Origin of the sequence: Methylovorus mays, assembly GCF_020531915.1 — a bacterium.
GTDB lineage: Bacteria > Pseudomonadota > Gammaproteobacteria > Burkholderiales > Methylophilaceae > Methylovorus > Methylovorus mays.
On sequence record NZ_JAJAVG010000008.1, the window covers coordinates 283,388 to 303,216 of the forward strand.

Sequence of the window (19,829 nt, forward strand, 5' to 3'; positions counted from 1 at the left end):
GGCTTTTTTATTACCACATCCAGGCATTAATGCAGCTTGACGTGCGGCTCGGTCCGGCGAGTAATCATGCGGGCCAGCGTCTGCAAGAACACGGTGAAAAAGCCGTGCAATGCCATCAAATGCATTTTATACAGCGACTGGTACATGAAGCGGGCAAACATCCCCTCAATAAAGAGGCTGGAGCCACCTACCGAACCCATCAGGTTACCCACGGTAGTGTACTTGCCCAGGTTGACCAGTGAGCCATAGTCGCGGTATGTGTATTCTGGCAGACCGGTTGTCTTGCCAGCCACACGCTTCTTGACCGTCTTGACCAGCATGGAAGCCTGCTGGTGTGCAGACTGTGCACGTGGAGGTACGTTCTCATCATGACCTGGCCATGGACAGGCGGCGCAATCGCCAAAGGCAAACACATCATCATCCAGCGTGGTTTGCAAGGTGCGACGCACTACGAGCTGGTTGATACGATTGGCCTCGAGCCCATCCAGCTGACTCAGGAAATCCGGCGCCTTGATGCCAGCCGCCCAGACGACCAACGAGGATGGGATAAAGCGACCGCTATGGGTGTAAATACCCTTATCCGTCACTTCGGTCACGCGCTCACCGGTGTATACATGCACTCGCAACTTGCGTAACTCAAGCTCTACCGATTGGGAGAGTCGAGGTGGCAATGCTGGCAATACACGATCACTGGCTTCAATCAGCGAGATTTTGACATCCCGGTCTGCATTGATCTTGTCCAGGCCATAGGCTGCCAGCTCACGTGTGGTGTTATGCAGCTCAGCGGCAAGCTCGACACCAGTAGCACCGGCGCCCACGATCGCCACTTCAAGTTGCCCCGCTTGCAATGGGACATTCTGAGTATGCGCACGCACCAATGCATTATGCAATCGCCGATGGAATCGTTCGGCCTGATCCTGGGTATCCAGCGCAATAGAATGCTCTCTTGCGCCGGCAATCCCGAAGTCATTCGTGGTACTGCCGATGGCAATGATCAGGGTATCGTACTTGAAGGTACGGCGCGGGATAATTTCCACGCCATCCTCGTCGTAAAAAGGCGCAATGTAGACTTCCTTTTTAGCACGATCTAACCCGTCCATGCTCCCCAGACGAAAACGGAAATGATGCCAGTGCGCCTGAGCCAGGTATTCCAGCTCATGCTTGTCCGGATTCATACTGCCAGCCGCGATCTCATGCAGCAGCGGTTTCCAGACGTGCGTTCTGGTGCGGTCGATCAGGGTGATTTCCGCCTTACCCTTGCGCCCTAGCTTATCTCCCAGACGAGTAGCAAGCTCCAAACCTCCTGCACCACCTCCCACAATAACGACATGGTGCAAACCCGAACCTGACTCTACTTGCGATTGCATAAATGATGCCTTTCTTATTTGCTATGACTCGTTACCTGTCGCCGTGCCGTGGCTACGTATCCAGGCTATTATTTTTAGCAGTTCGTCCGGGGACAAACCATTCGATGGATCGGTAGGATCCATCAAGCCCTTACCTTTTGCTCCCATACCACCATTGGTACCATGCCACACGGTTTCAAACATACCCTTGTTAGTGGCATCCTTGGCGTAATTATAATTGGGACCAGTCAGGTTGGGGCCAACCTGACCTTGCGCGTCAGCACCGTGACATTGCGTGCATGAATACAGTTGGAAAAGTTTTTTACCCTTGGCAATCGCATCCTGATTGCCTACGTAAGGGTTCTTGCCTGTTGTCATAAACTCCTTGGCTTCAGGCGTATCAAACAACTCGGCTTTTATCGTGAGGGGGGAACCATCCTGAGTAGTAACAAACTTGATCATTTCACCAGATGAGGCGTCGGCTGCCTTCTCTCCACCGCCAGCGCTATCGCCTGATTTACCACAGCCAGCCAAACCTGCCAGCAAGATAATACCCAGAGTGCTTAGTGTCATTTTTCGCATTGATACTCTCCTCTATCGTTATTGATTTTACTCCAACAGATATTGCTACACATAAAAAAAGCGGTCACCGCTTTTAACAATGACCGCTTTTATTTTAATTAGTGCCGAATTTTAGCGATAAGCGCTTATTCGTTACCAGTGAACTTGCTGTGAGTTCTCACCCAGGCAACAATTTTCAACACTTCATCTGGTGTCAGACCGTTTTCAGGATCGGTAGGATCCATCAAACCTTTACCCTTGGCACCCATACCACCATTAGTACCATGCCAGATTGTTTCAAACATGCCCTTGTTAGTCGCATTTTTTGCGTACTTGAAGTTAGGACCATGCAAGCTTGGGCCTACAGCGCCTTCAGCCTGACCGCCATGACATGCTGTGCATGAATACAACTGGAACAACTTCTGACCACGTTTAGTTGCAGCTTCGTTGCCGATGTAGGGGTTCTTACAGGTATCCAGGAATTGCTTTGCTTCTGGGGTATCAAAAGCTTCAGCCTTGATGTCCAGTGGCGAACCATCCTGAGTTGCGGTTAACTTACATTCGGCGCTAGCTTGCAGTGGAAGAGTCAATCCAACCAGAGCAAGCATAGAAACAAATAACGTCGCCTTAACTGCCTTATTGCCTAACATGTCATCTCCTCGTTTGAAAATAGAGCTACAGTTTAATCATGCCAAACCATGATCAACATGTAATACATATAACGGACAGGCGTTATTTACGGTTGACCCAAACAACCTGATAACGCCCATTCATTATTCGAATTTCGGAATTACATCACCGCGCGTTTCGCGTTTCTTTTCAACGCTATCACCGGGGACGACATCCAGATGTGGAATACCAAAATCATCCAGAATCTTCATGATGTCCGCATGCCGACGATCCAGTACTTCTTGAATCATGGCCAGACGTTCCTTGTCTTTCTTGCGCACAGCCACTGAAATATTCCAGTACTCCTTGCCATGCACATTCGTATCTTCATACTCAGGTACCGGCACAACGACCAATGGAACTTTGGACTGTTTGGCATAATACCCACCAATTGGCCCCCAGACAATGGCGATATCAATATCACCTTTGACCAGATCGTCAATCATGAAACTGGGAGGCAGATTCAAGTCGCGCTGAATACGATAAGGACGGGCATTTTCCATTAAGCCTTTATCGTAAATTGGACGGGATGGTGGAGTCTGCCCCACAACACCGATAATGCCTTTACGCAAATCAGGGGAGTCCCAATCCGTGATATTGAGGTTACTTTCCTTACGTGTAACAAAGACATACCCTGAGCGGTAGTAAGGCTTTGACGTCAGCACCATATCATTGCCAGCCACGGTTCCCATGATGACATCGCATCGATGTGCATTCAGAGTATTACGGATATAACCCATGCGGTCATACCAGAACTGATACGATAATTTCTTACCCAGATCCTGGGCAATAAGTTGTGCAATCTTGTTCTCAAAACCTTCTTGTCTTGAGTTTGAATAAGGCAAATTATCCTGGTCTGCACAGACCTTGAATTCTGTTGGATCATCAATCCGGGAAGGTTCGCCACCACGGCCAACGTTTGGATCGACTTCCAGAGTATTATCATCTGCGGCAAATGCACCATTTGCCAGGGCAGTGAAGAGTAAAACCAGCGATACTTTTTTCAAATTAATCAGCATTACCTTTGTCCTCGTGTCTGTTAGCGGCCTATTTTATCTTCTTATAATAATAAAAAGCACCCCGCCGAAGCGGGGTGCTTATGTGACACACTAACTAACGGTTAGTTCTGTAAATATTTGAATTTCTTCAACTATTACAGGCTGAACACGTTCAGTGCACCGCCGCCAGGAGCAGCGTTGTACTTGGTCAGTTCCTTGTAGCCACCAGCTGCACCCAGTGCATCGGTGTCATTGGTCATACCAAGGTTCATCGCCACGCCAGCCCAACCGCCGATACCGGACAGTACGCCAACGTATTGCTTACCCTTGTGGCTGTATGTGAAGGCATTGCCGATCACACCAGAACCCACTTGGAACTTCCACAACAGCTTACCAGTTTGTGCATCAACTGCCTTGAAGTCACGTTCCAGTGTACCGTAGAACACCAGGTCAGAAGCAGTAGTCAGAACACCACCCCATGACGAGAACTTCTCTTTGTTGTACCAAACTGCTTTACCCTTCAATGGATCCCAGGCTTCGAAACCGCCCATTACGCCATCTGGACCAGCAAACATGGTCAGAGTAGCGCCAACCCATGGTTGACCAGCAACGTACTTGGACTCAACTGGCTCGTAAGTCATACATACGTGGTTCAATGGGATGTACATCAGACCAGTGCGTGGCGAGTAAGCCATTGGCTGTTGGTCCTTAACACCCAAAGCTGCTGGGCAGATGCCCTTGGCATTGTAGTCTTGGTGAGTAGAAGCCTTAGCATCCTTATGAGGAACGCCAGACTTCAAGTCAACATGGGTAGCCCAGTTGATGAAGGGGTGAGCTTTTTCAGCAACCAGCAGGGTGCCGTCAACAGCGTCAAATGTGTAGTTGAAACCGTTACGGTCAGTGTGGAATGCGTACTTCTTGCCACCCTTTTCGAACAGAACAACTTCGTTGATGCCGTCATAATCCCACTCATCGTGAGGAGTCATTTGATAACCCCACTTGGCCATACCAGTGTCCAAGTCACGTGCGAAAATAGTCATGGACCACTTGTTGTCACCAGGACGTACGTCTGGGTTCCAAACAGATGGGTTACCAGTACCGTAGTACACCAGGTTCAACTTAGGATCATATGGCCACCAGCCCCATACGGAACCGCCGCCGTGTTCCCAGCCGTTTTTAACAGCTTGTGGCTTCAACCAGGTCTTAACGCCCAGGTCTTTTTCAGGGAACTTCAGTTGGTCCTTGGACAGAGCCTTGAAAGAACCGCCTTCTTTGTTACCACCGTTTACGTCTTGGTATACAGACAGAGCGCTGTAGTGTGGGTTAGCGCTGTTGAAATCAGCACCAATCAGCACTTCGCTGTCAGGACCAGTGGAGTAGGCCTTCCATGCCAGGGAGCCGTCTTTCAGGTTGTAAGCAGCGATAAAGCAGCGAACACCGAATTCAGCACCGGAGCAACCGGTCAGAACCTTGTCCTTGATAACATGAGGAGCGTTGGTGTTAGTAGCACCGACCTTAGGATCAGTGTTCTTAACATCCCAAACCTTGGCGCCAGTCTTAGCGTCAAGAGCAACCAGCATGCCGTCATTTTGTTGCAAGAAGATCTTGCCGTCGCCGAAGCCCAGACCGCGGCTTACGTTATCGCAGCACAGAACAGCTTGTACGGATGGGTCTTGCTTAGGGAAGTACGACCAGATGATCTTTTGGTTGTCGTTCAGGTCCAGAGCGTAAACGTTGTTTGGGAATGCAGTGTGAACATACATAACACCGTTAACAACGATTGGGGAACCTTCGTGACCACGGTTAACACCGGTAGCGAATGTCCAGGCAGCCTTCAGGTTCTTAACGTTACCCTTGTTGATTTGGTTCAGGGTACTGTAGGCTTGGTTGTTGTGCTGACCGCGGGGGTGTGCCCAGTTGTTTGGGTTGGCCATCGCAGCCTCTTGGTCTGCAGCAGCAGAAGCAACCATAGGAAGAGCCATGCTCATACCGATTGCCACGCCCAGAGCCAATTTAATCTTGCTCATCTCCATTTTAAATCTCCATAGTTGTTACTACTAAGGGTTTAATCAAAGCGCTAACTAGATAACTGCCACCTATTTATTGTTATAGGTTTTTACGGCATATTTAGTTGTTGCTCTCACTCACCTTATAAGTGAGTTGATCCGAATATTAGATCACTCCAAAATGTTTTGCAATACTCTATTTACATTTTATTTACAATTAAGTTTTTCCCTTGTGCAGAATGAGTTTTTCCCTAAATTACAAAATAATCATCACTAAATAAAACAAAGAGTTACCATAAACCACATGAATAATTCGCACACTTACAATTTGTTTCCAGAAATCCTCCCTTACCGTAGCGACTGGCTAAATGTATCTGCCAGGCATCAGATTTACTTTGAGGAGTGCGGCAATCCCGCCGGCCCTGCGGTGGTCTTTCTGCATGGCGGACCAGGCAGCGGCTGCAACCCGGCCCAGCGGCGCTATTTTGACCCAGCCTATTACCGCATTATTCTGCTGGACCAGCGGGGCTGCGGCCGCAGCCTGCCCCATGGCTGCACGGAAGAGAACACGACGGATCTGCTCGTAAGCGATATTGAGCAGCTACGCGAGCACTTGAGCATCGAGCGCTGGCTGGTATTCGGTGGCTCATGGGGCAGCACGCTGGCACTGTGTTATGCCATCGCACACCCTGACAAGGTTCGCGGCCTGATACTTCGCGGCATATTCTTGAGTCGCCCATCAGAGCTCGATTGGTTTCTGGGCGATGTGAAACACTTTTACCCAGAGGCATGGCAAAAGCTGCTTGCGTATCTGCCAGAAGAAGATCGTGGTGACGTGCTGCAGGCTTACGGAAAACTGGTCTTCAATGATGATCCGGCGATTAGTGCCCCAGCTGCCGTGCGCTGGAATGCGTTTGAAGGCAGCATCATGACACTGCTGCCCGGCAAGAACGAAAGCTCAGCCAGCAATGAAGTACACATTGCGCGCGCCCGGGTGCAGATTCACTATATAAAGAATCTGTGCTTTGTCGGTCAGCGGGATTTGCTGGAAGAAGCCAAAGCTCTGGCACACATCCCTTCCGTTATTGTGCAAGGGCGCTATGACATGGTCTGCCCGCCGATTAGCGCCTATGAACTGCATGCCGCCATGCCTCATGCATCGCTGCATATGGTGCCGGATGCGGGACACTCAGGCATGGAAGCAGGCACGCTTTCGGCACTGGTCGCTGCCACCGAAGAGTTTAAAAAGCTGTAAGCATGCCGAGCCAGCTTGTAGACTTGCGGCTGGCTCGCTATCTAAGGTTTAATGCAGCAGCACTCCCCCATTTAACTACGCTCTATTTAACTCACGAACTATTTAATTTGCGCAATATCCAGGTGGCGATAAAACAAGTTGGCGATCAAGCTCAATCAAGTTAAAGACATAGGCAACCACCCGGCACTTGCCATGCCGCTCAACGCCTACGCCAGGCGGCGTTATCGCACGCCCTTTTTCATCTTTCGCGAGACCCTGAGCGCATTTCAGCTGCATAACGGCTTCAGCATTTCGGCATCGTTATCCTTTTATGCCATGTTTGCGCTGATCCCCATGGCGCTGCTGATTTTTTTCATGCTGAGCCATCTGGTGGTGTCATCCAACTACGCCATCGTCAAGCTAGCCATCCTCACCAGCAACCTGGTGCCCAAGTTCAGCCACCGGATCATGATCGAGGTCTATAACGTTTCCAAACACCAGGCAGTGTGGGGAGCGTTTGGCATGTTCGCGCTATTCTGGATTGTGACGCCACTGGCCGGGGCCTTGCGCTCGGCCTTTCACACGATTGCTTCCATGGTGGAAGAACCCTCGTTCATCAAACGCAAGATCAAGGATGTGTTTGGCGTTCTCGGCATCTTGCTGCTGTTCTTCATCTTTACCCTCATGGGTCTGGGGCTGGAAAAAGTCATCGACTTCGTTAATCCGTCCGCACGACATACGCAGCTGATCGACACTCTCAGTTCCATTGCTATCTGCACCGTACTGATCGCCATTTTTTACCGCATCTTCTTCCCGGCGCGCATTTCGCTCAAAAACATCCTCATCGGTTCTGCCATTACCGGCATCATGTGGATCGCCATGCGTCCCGCCTTCGGGCTTTTTCTTTCGCTTAATCAATCTTACGACACCGTATTTGGCGGCATGAAAAACATGTTCATCTCGATTGGCTGGCTGTATTACACCTTTGCTGTGTTCCTGCTGGGCACCGAGCTGATCTCCACTCTGCATAAAAAAGACGTTTTATTGCTACGTGGTTTGTTTGGCGAATTACCAAAAGACAAAGAACACTACTTACAGGAACTGATGAATCGCTACGGCAAAATCTACCAGCGCGATGAATATGTTTTTCGTCAGGGCGAGCATGGCCTGGATCTCTATTACATTGTCATGGGCAAAGTGCAATTGATTTTCCCCGGCGGCACCATTCGCGAGATCGGCCCCGGTGACTACTTTGGTGAAATGGCCCTGCTAACCGATAGCCCGCGCGTGGCCGATGCCAAGGTGATCACCGACCATGCCGATATCGTGATTATCAGCGCCGACAACATCGAAACTCTGCTCATGGGTGAACCCAAGGTCGCCATGCGTTTTCTCAAGCACATGGCACGCCGTCTGCAACACAGCAACCACACGCTCTAAGCCTGCGATTTTTCAATAGAAATTCCGGTAAAATGCCGACCTTAACCCGCCAAACCATTTAACCTTGTTTCAAACATGGATTATCATAGCGGGATTACGCAGGAGACCTTCGCAGTGCCCGATATTATTGTTGCCGCCCTATACAAATTTGCCCCGCTGGATGACTACCAAACCATGCAGCCCGGCTTGCTCGATCTATGTAACGCCCAAGGCCTGAAAGGCACATTGCTGCTCGCCGCCGAAGGCATTAATGGCACCGTCGCCGGTAGCCGTAAAGGCATAGATGCCATGCTCGCCTACCTGAAATCAGACCCACGCCTGGCTGATCTGGAGCATAAAGAATCCTTTGCCAACGAAATGCCGTTTTACCGCATGAAAGTACGCCTGAAAAAAGAAATCGTCACCCTCGGCGTGCCTGGCATAGATCCCAACAAAAAAGTCGGCACCTATGTGAAGCCCGAAGACTGGAACGCGCTGATCAGCGACCCGGATGTCATCGTCATCGACACCCGCAACGATTACGAATACGACATCGGCACCTTTAAAAACGCGCTGGATCCGCACACCACCACCTTCCGGCAATTCCCCGAGTATGTCAGCCAGAACCTCGACCCCAGCAAACATAAAAAGGTCGCCATGTTCTGCACCGGCGGCATACGCTGTGAAAAAGCCAGCGCCTTCATGCTGGAGCAAGGCTTTGAGAACGTTTACCACCTGCAAGGCGGCATTCTCAAATACCTGGAAAACGTCCCCAAGGAAGAAAGCCTGTGGGAAGGCAAATGCTTTGTGTTTGATCAGCGCGTCGCCGTCGGCCATGGCCTGGCACTGAGCGAGTACGACCAGTGCTACGCCTGCCGCCACCCGATCTCGCCCGAAGAAAAAGCATCCCCACACTACATGGCTGGCGTGTCTTGCCCGCACTGCTACGACAAAATCTCAGACGAGAAAAAAGCCCGCATCCTGGAGCGGCAAAAGCAGATAGAGCTGGCAAAAAAACGCGGTGAAGCCCATATCGGCGACGCGGCCAAAACCAAGCTGGAGCAAATCAAGGCCAAGCCAGCAAAACAGGAAGGCTAAGTTGATCACCCCCGGCAGATTGAGCAACCCAGCCGGGTAAATACAAACGCCCCCTGAAACCTGGCATTCAGGTCAGGGGGCGATCCTTGTCAAGCTTGCTTATTCATCCACAAGCGTGGCGACTGTCAGACATACACATCCACGCCATCCCCCGTATCTTTCTGGCTAGCCTTCACCGTGGAAGACTCGACCATGCTTAGGGGATCCGCATCCTTATCCTTGTTTTTGCGCGCCTCCAGCTCAGCAATCTGCTGCAACACCATCTGAATTTTCTGCTCCAACAGCTGCTGCATCTTCTTCTTGGCCTCGGGATCCATACTCGTATCCTGCGCCAAATCCTTCACCTGCTTGTACAACTCCTTGAGCTGCGCCTTCAGTTCCGCAATCGAAGGAGATGCACTGGCGGAGGATTTACTGCTGCTGGCAGACTGCGACACCGTCGAACTTGCCGGGCTTATATACATATCTGCTCTATCCATTTAACCAAGGCTCACTCTATTTATCGGTTTGCATTACCCAATCCTTTAATGCCTCAGCAGTATATAAAGCTGCCTGGCGCAGAACCACATAAATCACGGCGTAGTAACCGGAGGCGCACTCGGGTCGCTCGTCACAGGTGGCGCACTGCCATCCGGTGATGTCACCGGCGGAGCACTCCGAATAGTAGACGTCGGGGGCACTGTTTTACCCGACACCGGCGGCGCGCTAGTCCCTGAGACGGGAGGCGCACTTGCTGGAGCCTGATTGGAAGGAGTGGCCTTTGGATTGGCAGGTGAAAAAGTATCCGGTGAGGTAGAGTCTGTCCCGGGCGAACGCTGCGAGCCAGCAGGCGCAAAAGTATCGGGGGAAGAAGGCTCAGTACCCTGTTGAGTGCTTGCCCCCGTAGGGTCAACACTATTTGGCGAAGAGGGAGATGTCATTGGTGCCGGAGAAGTAGTCGTCCCTGTGCCAGCACCACTTCCACCAGATGGGGCCCCTGCCGCGCCACCGCCAGCTTGCAGGTGGGCGCCCCATATCAACATCATTGCAAAAGACCATATGCGAATCAACTTCACGCTTAGCTCCTTGAGGATTGGTTTCGTAAAAACTAAACCTGAAGCGGTTTGACGGGCATAAGCAGTTTACTGAAGTTGACGTCAGAAAGTTATTAGCACGAGAGAGACTTTTCACATCTAAATACATTGATAAATGCCCGCCACTCTCTGCTGAGGCTTATTTACTTTCTCAAGCAAAAAAAGATTAGAAATAACGCCATTCCCTTAACCTTGATGTGGCACCTCCGAGTCGAAACAACCAACGGAGAACGATCTTTACTGTGTATTCGAAGATTGGATCAATATCTTAGCCATATCTTTTGCATGCCGAATAGCACCTTTGCGATCCCCTGAGATGCCTGAAATCGAGGCTCCTTCAATTATGAGCTGCAGTTGCATCGCTAAGGCATCCGAATTCTTCAGACCCGCTTTTTTTGCCATATGAGCAAGTTTGGCTTTTAGATCTCTAGAGAATTCTTGGGAGGTTTGATGCACGATGCTTTCAATCTCCGGAAATTCAACTGCGGCATTGATCGACGCAAACCCCCTAAAGTCCTTCTCAGCGATCATATCCAACAGTGAATTCACAAAGCTTTGCAAGTCAGCAGAAGCATTTTTTTCGTGGGGTATTTCCTCAATACGTTTCCATAGTTTTGTATTGTGATCACGCAGATATTCAATAATCAAAAGTTCTTTTGACGTGAAATACTTATACAAGGTCACTTTGGCAATCTGAGCCTGAGCCACAATCTTATCTACACTGGTCGAATTAATCCCCTGACGCGAAAATAGATCACTTGCCACATCGAGTATGTATTGGCGCATGCGTGCTGACATTATTTGCTCATTCCTAAAACAATTTTTTGATTATTTTCTGTTTTACATTCCCTGGCCATGTATTTGTCATACCAGTTTAGAAAAGCATTCAGTTTTTCACTTTCATATGCAGATCTATCAGAAAAATTTGCGTTTACAACATTGATATACCCATTTACCCGATCTGGCGGCATGTTGATGAGTTGTGGCGCCGGACAAGCGCCTGTATCAAATTTGTCCTTAAGGGCGATACTACGTCCCATTAAATCAGGACTCATCGTTGAATAACTTTTTGGCTCAACGAAACTTTGGGTTACCTGCAATTGATGCGGGCCTGTGGTTGAGGTTGAGTGTGGAATTGGTGCCAATAAAGTTATCATGAGACAAAGCATACCGGCTGATAATACGAAGCCCGGCATTGATGAGTACTGAATTGCTCCAGAAGATTCAGATATGCGTACATCCATAATGCATTTAGCGGCATCACGAGCTTTGAGAAATGCACCAGAGCCTGGATGCCTGAGCTCCTCTGCGATGGCGCCCTGCACCAGTATTAGCATCTGCTCCACATAGATGGTTGGAGCATCAACCTTTGCTTTGTATGCTAATACAAGAAGATATGCAGGGAACTCCGGCCAGGAGTCAGCCAAAGGAATCTCAGGGGTGAAATTGTTAACGATGGTCTCACGTACACCAGGCGAGTTTAACCATATCTCCAAGCATGAGTATACGCACAGTAGCTTAGCTGCTGGTGAACATGCACTACTCTCAATCAGATAAAATAAGCTCGTACTATCAGCTTTCAGCATTCCTTCAAATCCAATCAAAGAGTTAACCTCTGTCATTCGTAAGATTAATAAATTTAACTAGCAAAATCAAAACATACTGTTTAGTATATAAATGTACTATTTAGTACATTTATATCAACAGGGTGTGCTGTATCCACATCTACTTTTACCAGAAGGAGTCTGTCATGAAGGCAGTATGGTTGATTTGCGGTCTACTTTTCAGCTTTGTAGCGAATGCCCAAGATTCGATTGAGCGTATGTATGCACAGAAAATGGAATCTTTTCGATCTGCGGACCTACAGTGGAAGGATGAACCCATTCTGCCTAAAGGAGCTAAGAGCGTTCTGCTGGTGGGCGATCCCACAAAAGCTGGAGTATTTATTGTTCGATTGAAGTTTCCCGCACATTATCCCATTCCCGCTCACACTCATCCTTTTACAGAAGTCATTACCGTGCTCAAAGGCAAGCTTGGAAACGGAATGGGAAATAAACTAAACAAGAAGCACGGTGAAATATTGAATGTAGGGGACAGCTTTGTATTACCCACTGATCATGCCCATTACGTTTGGACAGAAGATGAAGAGACAGAAGTCGAGCTAATAGCAACCGGCCCTTGGGATATTACATATATTGATCCCAAAGACGATCCAAGAAAAACCAAATAACGCGCAGCCCAACTCCAATAGGACTGAAGCCTTACTATGACTATGCGATATGCGCACTTATCTCCGGATCATCTTGAAGAGGCAAGGCGATTGAACCAATTGCTCTTTTGGGCCGTTGAACCTTCGTTGAACCTTTAATAAAAAAGGGGTTACGAATTATCGTAACCCCTTGATTTTTTGGTGGGCCTCCTCGGAGTCGAACCGAGCACCAACGGATTATGAGTCCGCTGCTCTAACCAGGCATGAGCTAGAGGCCCTGTAACTTAGGCGTTTAGTCGTTGCCGGTTTCGAGGAAGCTGCGCAGGCGCTCGGAGCGCGTTGGGTGGCGCAGCTTGCGCAGGGCTTTGGCTTCGATCTGACGGATACGCTCGCGGGTGACGTCGAATTGCTTGCCGACTTCTTCCAGCGTGTGGTCGGTGTTCATTTCAATACCGAAGCGCATGCGCAGTACCTTGGCTTCTCTCGCGGTGAGGGATTCCAGCACTTCCTTGGTGGCTTCACGCAGGCTGGCGTAGACGGCGGCGTCTACCGGGGCGAGCGTGGTCATGTCTTCGATAAAGTCGCCAAGATGGGAGTCGTCGTCGTCGCCGATCGGGGTTTCCATGGAGATAGGCTCCTTGGAAATCTTGAGGATCTTGCGAATCTTGTCTTCCGGCATTTCCATTTTTTCTGCCAGGGTTGCTGGGTCTGGTTCCAGACCGGTTTCCTGCAGAATTTGGCGGCTGATGCGGTTCATCTTGTTGATGGTTTCGATCATGTGCACCGGAATACGGATGGTGCGGGCCTGGTCGGCGATAGAACGCGTAATGGCCTGACGAATCCACCAGGTGGCGTAAGTTGAGAACTTGTAGCCCCGGCGATATTCAAATTTGTCCACGGCCTTCATCAGGCCGATGTTGCCTTCCTGAATCAGATCTAGGAATTGCAAGCCGCGGTTGGTGTATTTCTTGGCGATGGAAATCACGAGACGCAGGTTGGCCTCAATCATCTCGCGCTTGGCACGACGTGCACGGGCTTCGCCGGTGGACATCTGCTTGTTGATTTCCTTGAGTTCCTTGATGGGGATACCGACGCGGTCTTGCAGGTCGAGCAGGCGTTGCTGCTGATCGACGATGGAGTGCTTGAAGCGCTCCAGACGCTCAACGTATGGCTTGTTGACAGTCAGCTCGCCAGCGAGCCAGTCCAGATTGCCTTCATTGCCAGGGAATACCTTGATGAAGTGCGCACGTGGCATGCCGGATTTGTCGACGCAGAATTCCATGATCTTGCGTTCGTGGCCGCGGATGTCTTCCACAATGGTACGCACCTGGTCACACAGGGCTTCAACCTGCTTGGCAGAGAAGCGGAACGCGGTCAGCTCTTCCAGAATGGCGTTTTGCAGGGCTTGATATTCTTTATCCTGAGAGCCGCGTTCTTGCAGGATGATCGTCATTTTCTGGTGTGACTGACGGATAACGGCAAAGCGGGTCAGCACTTCTTCCTTCAGCTTGGCCAGTGCCTCAGCGGAGATGGCAGCAGCCTTGGCGCCGTCTTCGTCGCCGTCGTCTTCTTCGTCCTCTTCCGCCTCTTCTTCTTCGGTTTCAGCCGCTTCAACCGGGATGTCTTCTTCCAGGCCGACGTCGGAGTCAATCAGGCCGTCTACCAGGTCATCAACACTGAGTTCGTCTTTTTCAACTTTTTCCACCATGGCCAGCAATTCGGCAATGGTGGTAGGACAGGCGGCAATCGCCTGCACCATGTGCTTGAGGCCATCTTCAATGCGCTTGGCGATCTCGATTTCGCCTTCGCGGGTAAGCAGATCTACCGTGCCCATTTCGCGCATGTACATACGCACTGGGTCTGTAGTTCGGCCAAACTCGGAATCCACAGTAGAGAGGGCCTGCTCGGCTTCTTCCACGGCATCTTCATCCGCAACTGGCGGTGGAGCATCCGACATCAGCAGCGCTTCAGCATCAGGGGTCTCTTCGTACACCTGAATACCCATATCGTTAATCATGCCGATAATGCCGTCGATCTGTTCAGAATCCTGAACGTCGTCCGGCAAGTGGTCATTGATTTCAGCGTAAGTCAGGTAGCCGCGTTCTTTACCCAGAACGATCAGCGACTTAAGCCGTGTACGACGTATATCAGCATCGCTGATCTGCGTTTCTACTTTATCGTTGACCTTATCGTTTTGCTCATTAGCCATGCTTGACCTCAAATCCATTAAACCTGTTAAATGCGGTTACGGAAAAACCCGGCATTATACCTTAAATCACGACCTATTTTTAGTCGCGCCTACCATCGCTTTCAGTAATTCCTTTTCCTGCTCGGTCATCTCACTGATTTTCTTTTCCTGCATGCGCGCCAGTAAAGTTTTGCCTTGTCGCTCGGCGTACATATCCCTTAATTGCTTGCGCGCGCCCTCAAATTCAAGGGAGTAATCGACTTGCTCATCCAACAAATGAATCTCGCGCTCCAGCTCGCGCATCAGCCTGGCGTCCACCCGATTTTGCAATTGCAGCAACAAGCCTGCAGGCTTTGCACTCGGGTAGGCGATCGCGGCTTCCAGCGCGTGTTTTACCAGGGCATCTTCTTCACTCTCATGCAGAACCCATGCCAAGTCATCGGGGCTCACCAGCGCGGGCTGCATCAGCACCATCAACACAAAGCGGCGCTGCAATGAGAGCGTGCTGCGTGTCTGCCGTGGCTGGCTGCGACGGGGGCGCTGCACCTCGGGCAAGCGGATCATGCTGCGCATTTCTTCATCCGAAAGCCCGGCCAATTCAGCCACGCGCTTGCGCAATAACAGTGCAAGCCGCGGTGCCTGTATCTGCGCGAGAATGGGTTCTGCCTCATTCAAAAAGCGCACCTTGTCTTCCTGCGATTGCAGTCCGTTATCTTCACTCAAATGCTGTATGAGGTATTGCGACAAGGGCAATGCGCTTTGCATTGCCGCCTCAAAGGCTTCTTTGCCGTATTCACGCACATAGCTGTCCGGGTCATGCTCGGCCGGCAAAAACAGAAAGCTTAATCGCAAGCCATCCGTCAGCGCTGGCAAGGCATTCATGGCAGCGCGCCAGGCAGCTTTACGGCCGGCGGCATCGCCATCAAAACAAAACACGATTTCGTCCGTCTGCCGCATGAGCTTGGTGATGTGAACCGGCGTAGTAGCGGTGCCCAAGGCAGCGACGGCATACTCAATACCATATTGGGCCAGCGCAACCACATCCATATAGCCCTCCACCACCAGCACACGCCCTGCATCGCGAATCGCACGACGGGCCAGAAAAAGGCCATATAACTCCTGACCCTTCTGAAACAAAGGAGTTTCGGGAGAATTCAGGTATTTGGGGCCATCATCGTCACCTTCAGTACCCAGCACCCGACCACCAAAGCCTATCACCTGGCCTTTTTGATCATGGATTGGGAACATGACGCGATCCCGAAAACGGTCATAGCGCCGCCCTTGCTCGTTTTCAATGACCAGCCCGATGGACTTCAACACATCGTCCTGATAATCACTGAACACTTCCTGCAAATTTTGCCAGCCGGATGGGGCATAGCCCATCTGAAACCTGGCGGCAATCTGGCCACTTAATCCGCGCCCTTTCAAATATTCAATGGCGCGCTGGGATTTCTTGAGCTCGCCACGGTAATACAACACGGCCTGCTGCATGGCTTCCACCATGCCGGGCACGGCTTTTTTCTGGGGAGCATCCGCATCGCGCTCACGCGTCTCTTGCGGCACGATCATCCCCACTTGCTTGGCCAGCTCGTTGATCGCTTCCACAAAGCTGAGGCCTTGATACTCCATCACAAATCCGATGGCAGAGCCGTGCGCCCCACAACCAAAGCAGTGATAAAACTGTTTGGTGGGACTTACCGTAAATGAGGGTGATTTTTCGTTATGAAAGGGGCAGCAGGCAGAATAGTTGGCCCCGGCTTTTTTGAGCGGGACACTACGGTCGATGACATCGACGATATCAACGCGATTGAGCAACTCTTGGATAAACGACTCAGGAATCATTTAAAGACAATCAGCACCCAAAAACCGTAATGCAGAAATCATAGCCTAAACCCATTCCATTAAAAGCAAAAAAGGAGCCAAAGCTCCTTTTTTAAATTACCAAGCTGTCAGGGTCAGGCACTTAATCTGGATTTGATCAACCCGGATATCTTGCCCATGTCGGCGCGGCCTACAACCAGCGGCTTCACCGCGGCCATGACCTTGCCCATATCCTTGATGCCAGATGCGGATGTCTCCGTCACCACCTGCTCAAGTATCGCCTTGATCTCGTCTTCGGTCAGCGCTTGTGGCAGATACTCCTGCAGCACGCTTACTTCAAACTTCTCGACATCTGCCAGATCATGCCGATTGGCTGCCTCGTACTGGGAAATGGAGTCGCGACGCTGCTTCAGCATCTTTTCAATCGCCTCGATGACTTGCATGTCATCAAGCTCGATGCGTTCATCCACTTCGCGCTGCTTGATAGCAGCCTGCAACAGACGAATGGCACCCAGTCGCGCGCTATCTTTGGCACGCATAGCCGACTTCATATCCTCGCTAATGCGAACCTTCAACGACACAACAGTCACTCCCTATAAACCAGTACAACCAATGCTACACAGCACACTATAAAACTCATAGCCGAATATACGGCCCAAGAATCTTAGTAGAGCTTAGGTGCCAGAGTCTGGTTGCGAATACGACGATAGTGACGCTTAACAGCAGCTGCAGCCTTGCGCTTGCGCTCCCAGGTAGGCTTCTCGTAGAACTCGCGAGCACGCAAGTCGGTCAACAGACCAGTTTTTTCAATCATGCGCTTGAAGCGGCGGAGAGCCACGTCAAACGGCTCGTTTTCTTTAACACGTACGCTGGACATTAGATCACTTTCCTTGAGAAAGGGCGAAAAAGTCTGCTATTCTAGCGGCACATTCCGGTTTTATCAATCGTTATATTGTATTTTTGCCTCAATCTCAGCCCCTTATCCCAGCGTACTGCAAGCCCAGCCCACTATGATTATCCTCGGCATTGAATCCTCCTGCGACGAAACCGGCATTGCCCTGTATGACCAGGAGCATGGCCTATTGGCCCATGCGCTTCACTCGCAGATAGATATGCATGCCGAGTACGGCGGCGTGGTACCCGAGCTGGCATCGCGCGACCATGTGCGCCGCACATTGCCGCTCATACAACGCGTGCTGGATGAAGCCAAACTGACGCTGGCGGATATTGGTGGCATTGCTTACACGCAAGGCCCTGGCCTGGCTGGCGCGCTTCTGGTCGGCACCAGCATTGCCGAATCACTGGCGTTCACCCTCAATGTACCCACCGTAGGCGTGCATCACCTTGAAGGCCATTTGCTGGCTCCGTTGCTGGAAGCCAATCCACCTGCATTTCCGTTTGTAGCTCTGCTGGTTTCTGGCGGCCACACGCAATTGATGCGCGTAGGCGGCATAGGCGATTACACCTTGCTGGGCGATACGCTGGATGATGCAGCAGGCGAAGCTTTCGACAAAACGGCCAAACTGCTGGGCCTGAGTTACCCTGGTGGCCCGGCAGTATCGCGCCTGGCAGACCGCGGCACGCCAGGACGTTTCAAACTACCGCGCCCCATGCTGAACAGTGGCGATCTTAACTTCAGCTTCAGCGGACTTAAAACCGCGGTATTGACCCTGGTAAATGACCACAGCAATGCCGACGGCATATTGGATGAGCGGACCAAGGCAGATATTGCGCTGGAATTTCAGGAAGCCGTCACGGAAGTATTGACCGCCAAATGCATGGCCGCTTTGCGCGAGACTGGGCTGGATCAACTGGTGGTTTCTGGCGGCGTAGGCGCCAACAGGCAGTTGCGCGAAAAACTCACGCGCGCCACCAAACGACGTTTATGCCATGTGCACTACCCGCGCTTGGAATTCTGCACCGACAATGGCGCCATGATTGCCTTCGCTGGCGCCATGCGCATGCAACACGAGAGCAATGGCGACCATGGTTTCAGCGTGCGCCCCCGCTGGGATCTTGCCAGCTTGCAGCGCCCACCCGCCTGAGCTTAAAGGCTATTTTTTGCCGAACCCTGCTTCGGTACCCGCCAGCAACTTGCTGATATTGCTGCGATGGCGCCAGATCAGGAGCAGGGCCAGCACTAGTGCAGTCCATACATAACTCTCGCTTGGCAATAGGTACCACGCATACAGCGGCGCCATCGATGCTGCGACCAATGCCGCCAACGAGGAATACCGCCAGATGGCAAACACAAGCGCCCAAGTCACCAGCACCGCCAGCCCCAACCAGCCCGAAAATGCCAGCAGCACACCCAGTGCCGTTGCTACGCCCTTGCCGCCCTTGAAACCGTAATACACGGGGTAAAGGTGGCCGATGAACACTGCCAGCGCAACAAGACACACCATCTCTGCATTCAACCCCCACTGCTGCGCCACGAAGACTGCAATCCAGCCTTTGGCCGCATCGCCCAGCAGGGTAAGCAGCGCTGCCAGCTTTTTACCGCTGCGCAATACATTGGTCGCCCCCGGATTGCCTGAACCAACCGTGCGCGGGTCGGGCAAACCAAACAGCTTGCTGATGACAATGCCAAACGAAACTGAACCCAGCAAATAGGCTGCCAGAATAAAAGCGCTATCAATCATCATAAATACTTTAAAATTCCTGAAATTTTACGGTGCCAGTGCGCATGAACCACGCACAAAAGCAGGAATATACTGGATTCCCGCACCGCCGTGAACGCAAACCTCGATGCAACAGCCTGAACCGGTGCCAGATTCGCCAGAAACAGGCTGGAATCAACCAAGGAAACCTCAGCATGGATATGATTTTCTTAAGCGAAGTCAAAGTGCAAACCAAACTCGGCGTGCCGGAGTGGGAACGCATGGTCCCGCAGACCATCTTGCTGGATCTAGAAATCGCCATGCCGCACAACCGCTCTTGCCAGACGGACGAAATCGACGACACCATAGACTACGGCATGGTGGTGGCACGCATACGCGAAACCCTCAGCGAGAAGTCATTCAAACTGGTAGAGGCACTGGCCGAGCACATCTGTCAGATTGTGCTGAATGAATTCGGCGCCCCCTGGGTCAAGATCAAAGTTGCCAAGCCTGGTATTTTGCCGGGACTAAAAGCATTGGGCGTTGTGATTGAGCGAACGAAATAGTATTAAGCCAGCCCAAGGCTCAAGCTCAACCTTATACTTCA

19 protein-coding genes and 1 tRNA gene are annotated in these 19,829 nt (G+C 51.1%); 6 read left to right on the top strand and 14 right to left on the bottom strand.

Features of this window, described 5'->3' with window-relative positions; genetic code table 11:
* Positions 1–26: 26 nt before the first annotated feature.
* The 5 genes from LG203_RS11780 to LG203_RS11800 form a co-directional block, all read right to left on the bottom strand.
* Positions 27–1,367, bottom strand: a complete 1,341-nt coding sequence (locus tag LG203_RS11780; protein WP_230345944.1) for an NAD(P)/FAD-dependent oxidoreductase — start codon at positions 1,365–1,367, stop codon at positions 27–29.
* Between the two features lie 21 nt (positions 1,368–1,388).
* A complete protein-coding gene (locus LG203_RS11785; RefSeq protein WP_230345945.1) occupies positions 1,389–1,928 on the bottom strand; it encodes a c-type cytochrome in 540 nt (179 codons plus the stop codon).
* Between the two features lie 125 nt (positions 1,929–2,053).
* Complete coding sequence (locus LG203_RS11790; RefSeq protein ID WP_230345946.1) at positions 2,054–2,557, bottom strand: c-type cytochrome; 504 nt, start codon at positions 2,555–2,557, stop codon at positions 2,054–2,056.
* A 123-nt stretch (positions 2,558–2,680) separates the two neighbouring features.
* A complete protein-coding gene (locus tag LG203_RS11795; RefSeq protein ID WP_230345947.1) occupies positions 2,681–3,595 on the bottom strand; it encodes a substrate-binding domain-containing protein in 915 nt (304 codons plus the stop codon).
* A gap of 134 nt (positions 3,596–3,729) precedes the next feature.
* Positions 3,730–5,607 (bottom strand): methanol/ethanol family PQQ-dependent dehydrogenase, encoded by a 1,878-nt coding sequence (locus tag LG203_RS11800; RefSeq protein ID WP_328487053.1) that lies wholly within the window; start codon positions 5,605–5,607, stop codon positions 3,730–3,732.
* Between the two features lie 277 nt (positions 5,608–5,884).
* On the opposite strand from LG203_RS11800, the gene pip reads away from it, so the two are divergent.
* The 3 genes from pip to trhO all read left to right on the top strand — a co-directional run bounded on the left by pip (position 5,885) and on the right by trhO (position 9,331).
* Positions 5,885–6,835, top strand: a complete 951-nt coding sequence (pip, locus tag LG203_RS11805; protein ID WP_230345949.1) for a prolyl aminopeptidase — start codon at positions 5,885–5,887, stop codon at positions 6,833–6,835.
* Positions 6,836–6,973: 138 nt separating this feature from the next.
* The gene (locus tag LG203_RS11810; protein ID WP_230345950.1) at positions 6,974–8,254 is read left to right on the top strand and encodes a YhjD/YihY/BrkB family envelope integrity protein; all 1,281 of its coding nucleotides are present in this window, start codon (positions 6,974–6,976) and stop codon (positions 8,252–8,254) included.
* 114 nt (positions 8,255–8,368) lie between these two features.
* The gene (gene trhO / locus LG203_RS11815) at positions 8,369–9,331 is read left to right on the top strand and encodes an oxygen-dependent tRNA uridine(34) hydroxylase TrhO (RefSeq protein ID WP_230345951.1); all 963 of its coding nucleotides are present in this window, start codon (positions 8,369–8,371) and stop codon (positions 9,329–9,331) included.
* Between the two features lie 125 nt (positions 9,332–9,456).
* On the opposite strand, the gene LG203_RS11820 is transcribed toward trhO, so the two are convergent.
* The 3 genes from LG203_RS11820 to LG203_RS11830 all read right to left on the bottom strand — a co-directional run bounded on the left by LG203_RS11820 (position 9,457) and on the right by LG203_RS11830 (position 11,990).
* Positions 9,457–9,810: a FlxA-like family protein gene (locus tag LG203_RS11820; RefSeq protein ID WP_230345952.1), complete on the bottom strand. Its 354-nt coding sequence runs from the start codon at positions 9,808–9,810 to the stop codon at positions 9,457–9,459.
* Positions 9,811–10,641: 831 nt separating this feature from the next.
* Positions 10,642–11,202, bottom strand: a complete 561-nt coding sequence (locus LG203_RS11825; protein WP_230345953.1) for a TetR/AcrR family transcriptional regulator — start codon at positions 11,200–11,202, stop codon at positions 10,642–10,644.
* Positions 11,202–11,990 (bottom strand): hypothetical protein, encoded by a 789-nt coding sequence (locus LG203_RS11830; protein WP_230345954.1) that lies wholly within the window; start codon positions 11,988–11,990, stop codon positions 11,202–11,204. Before LG203_RS11830 ends, LG203_RS11825 begins: the two co-directional genes overlap by 1 nt.
* 164 nt (positions 11,991–12,154) lie before the next feature.
* On the opposite strand from LG203_RS11830, the gene LG203_RS11835 reads away from it, so the two are divergent.
* A complete protein-coding gene (locus LG203_RS11835) occupies positions 12,155–12,634 on the top strand; it encodes a cupin domain-containing protein (RefSeq protein ID WP_230345955.1) in 480 nt (159 codons plus the stop codon).
* Positions 12,635–12,812: 178 nt separating this feature from the next.
* Here LG203_RS11835 and LG203_RS11840 read toward each other — a convergent pair.
* The 5 genes from LG203_RS11840 to rpsU all read right to left on the bottom strand — a co-directional run bounded on the left by LG203_RS11840 (position 12,813) and on the right by rpsU (position 17,499).
* Positions 12,813–12,891, bottom strand: a tRNA-Ile gene (locus LG203_RS11840).
* 14 nt (positions 12,892–12,905) lie between these two features.
* Positions 12,906–14,822 (bottom strand): RNA polymerase sigma factor RpoD, encoded by a 1,917-nt coding sequence (gene rpoD, locus LG203_RS11845; RefSeq protein WP_230345956.1) that lies wholly within the window; start codon positions 14,820–14,822, stop codon positions 12,906–12,908.
* Positions 14,823–14,888: 66 nt separating this feature from the next.
* Positions 14,889–16,643, bottom strand: a complete 1,755-nt coding sequence (dnaG, locus tag LG203_RS11850; protein WP_230345957.1) for a DNA primase — start codon at positions 16,641–16,643, stop codon at positions 14,889–14,891.
* A gap of 113 nt (positions 16,644–16,756) precedes the next feature.
* The gene (locus tag LG203_RS11855) at positions 16,757–17,203 is read right to left on the bottom strand and encodes a GatB/YqeY domain-containing protein (protein ID WP_328487058.1); all 447 of its coding nucleotides are present in this window, start codon (positions 17,201–17,203) and stop codon (positions 16,757–16,759) included.
* An 83-nt stretch (positions 17,204–17,286) separates the two neighbouring features.
* Entirely contained in the window at positions 17,287–17,499 is a 213-nt protein-coding gene (gene rpsU / locus LG203_RS11860) for a 30S ribosomal protein S21 (protein WP_013443087.1), read from the bottom strand.
* Between the two features lie 133 nt (positions 17,500–17,632).
* On the opposite strand from rpsU, the gene tsaD reads away from it, so the two are divergent.
* The gene (gene tsaD / locus LG203_RS11865; RefSeq protein WP_230345959.1) at positions 17,633–18,667 is read left to right on the top strand and encodes a tRNA (adenosine(37)-N6)-threonylcarbamoyltransferase complex transferase subunit TsaD; all 1,035 of its coding nucleotides are present in this window, start codon (positions 17,633–17,635) and stop codon (positions 18,665–18,667) included.
* A 9-nt stretch (positions 18,668–18,676) separates the two neighbouring features.
* On the opposite strand, the gene plsY is transcribed toward tsaD, so the two are convergent.
* On the bottom strand, positions 18,677–19,267 hold the full coding sequence (gene plsY / locus LG203_RS11870) for a glycerol-3-phosphate 1-O-acyltransferase PlsY (protein ID WP_230345960.1): 591 nt from the start codon (positions 19,265–19,267) through the stop codon (positions 18,677–18,679).
* A 170-nt stretch (positions 19,268–19,437) separates the two neighbouring features.
* Here plsY and folB point away from each other — a divergent pair, with 170 nt between their 5' ends.
* On the top strand, positions 19,438–19,788 hold the full coding sequence (gene folB, locus LG203_RS11875) for a dihydroneopterin aldolase (protein WP_230345961.1): 351 nt from the start codon (positions 19,438–19,440) through the stop codon (positions 19,786–19,788).
* Positions 19,789–19,829: the final 41 nt, after the last annotated feature.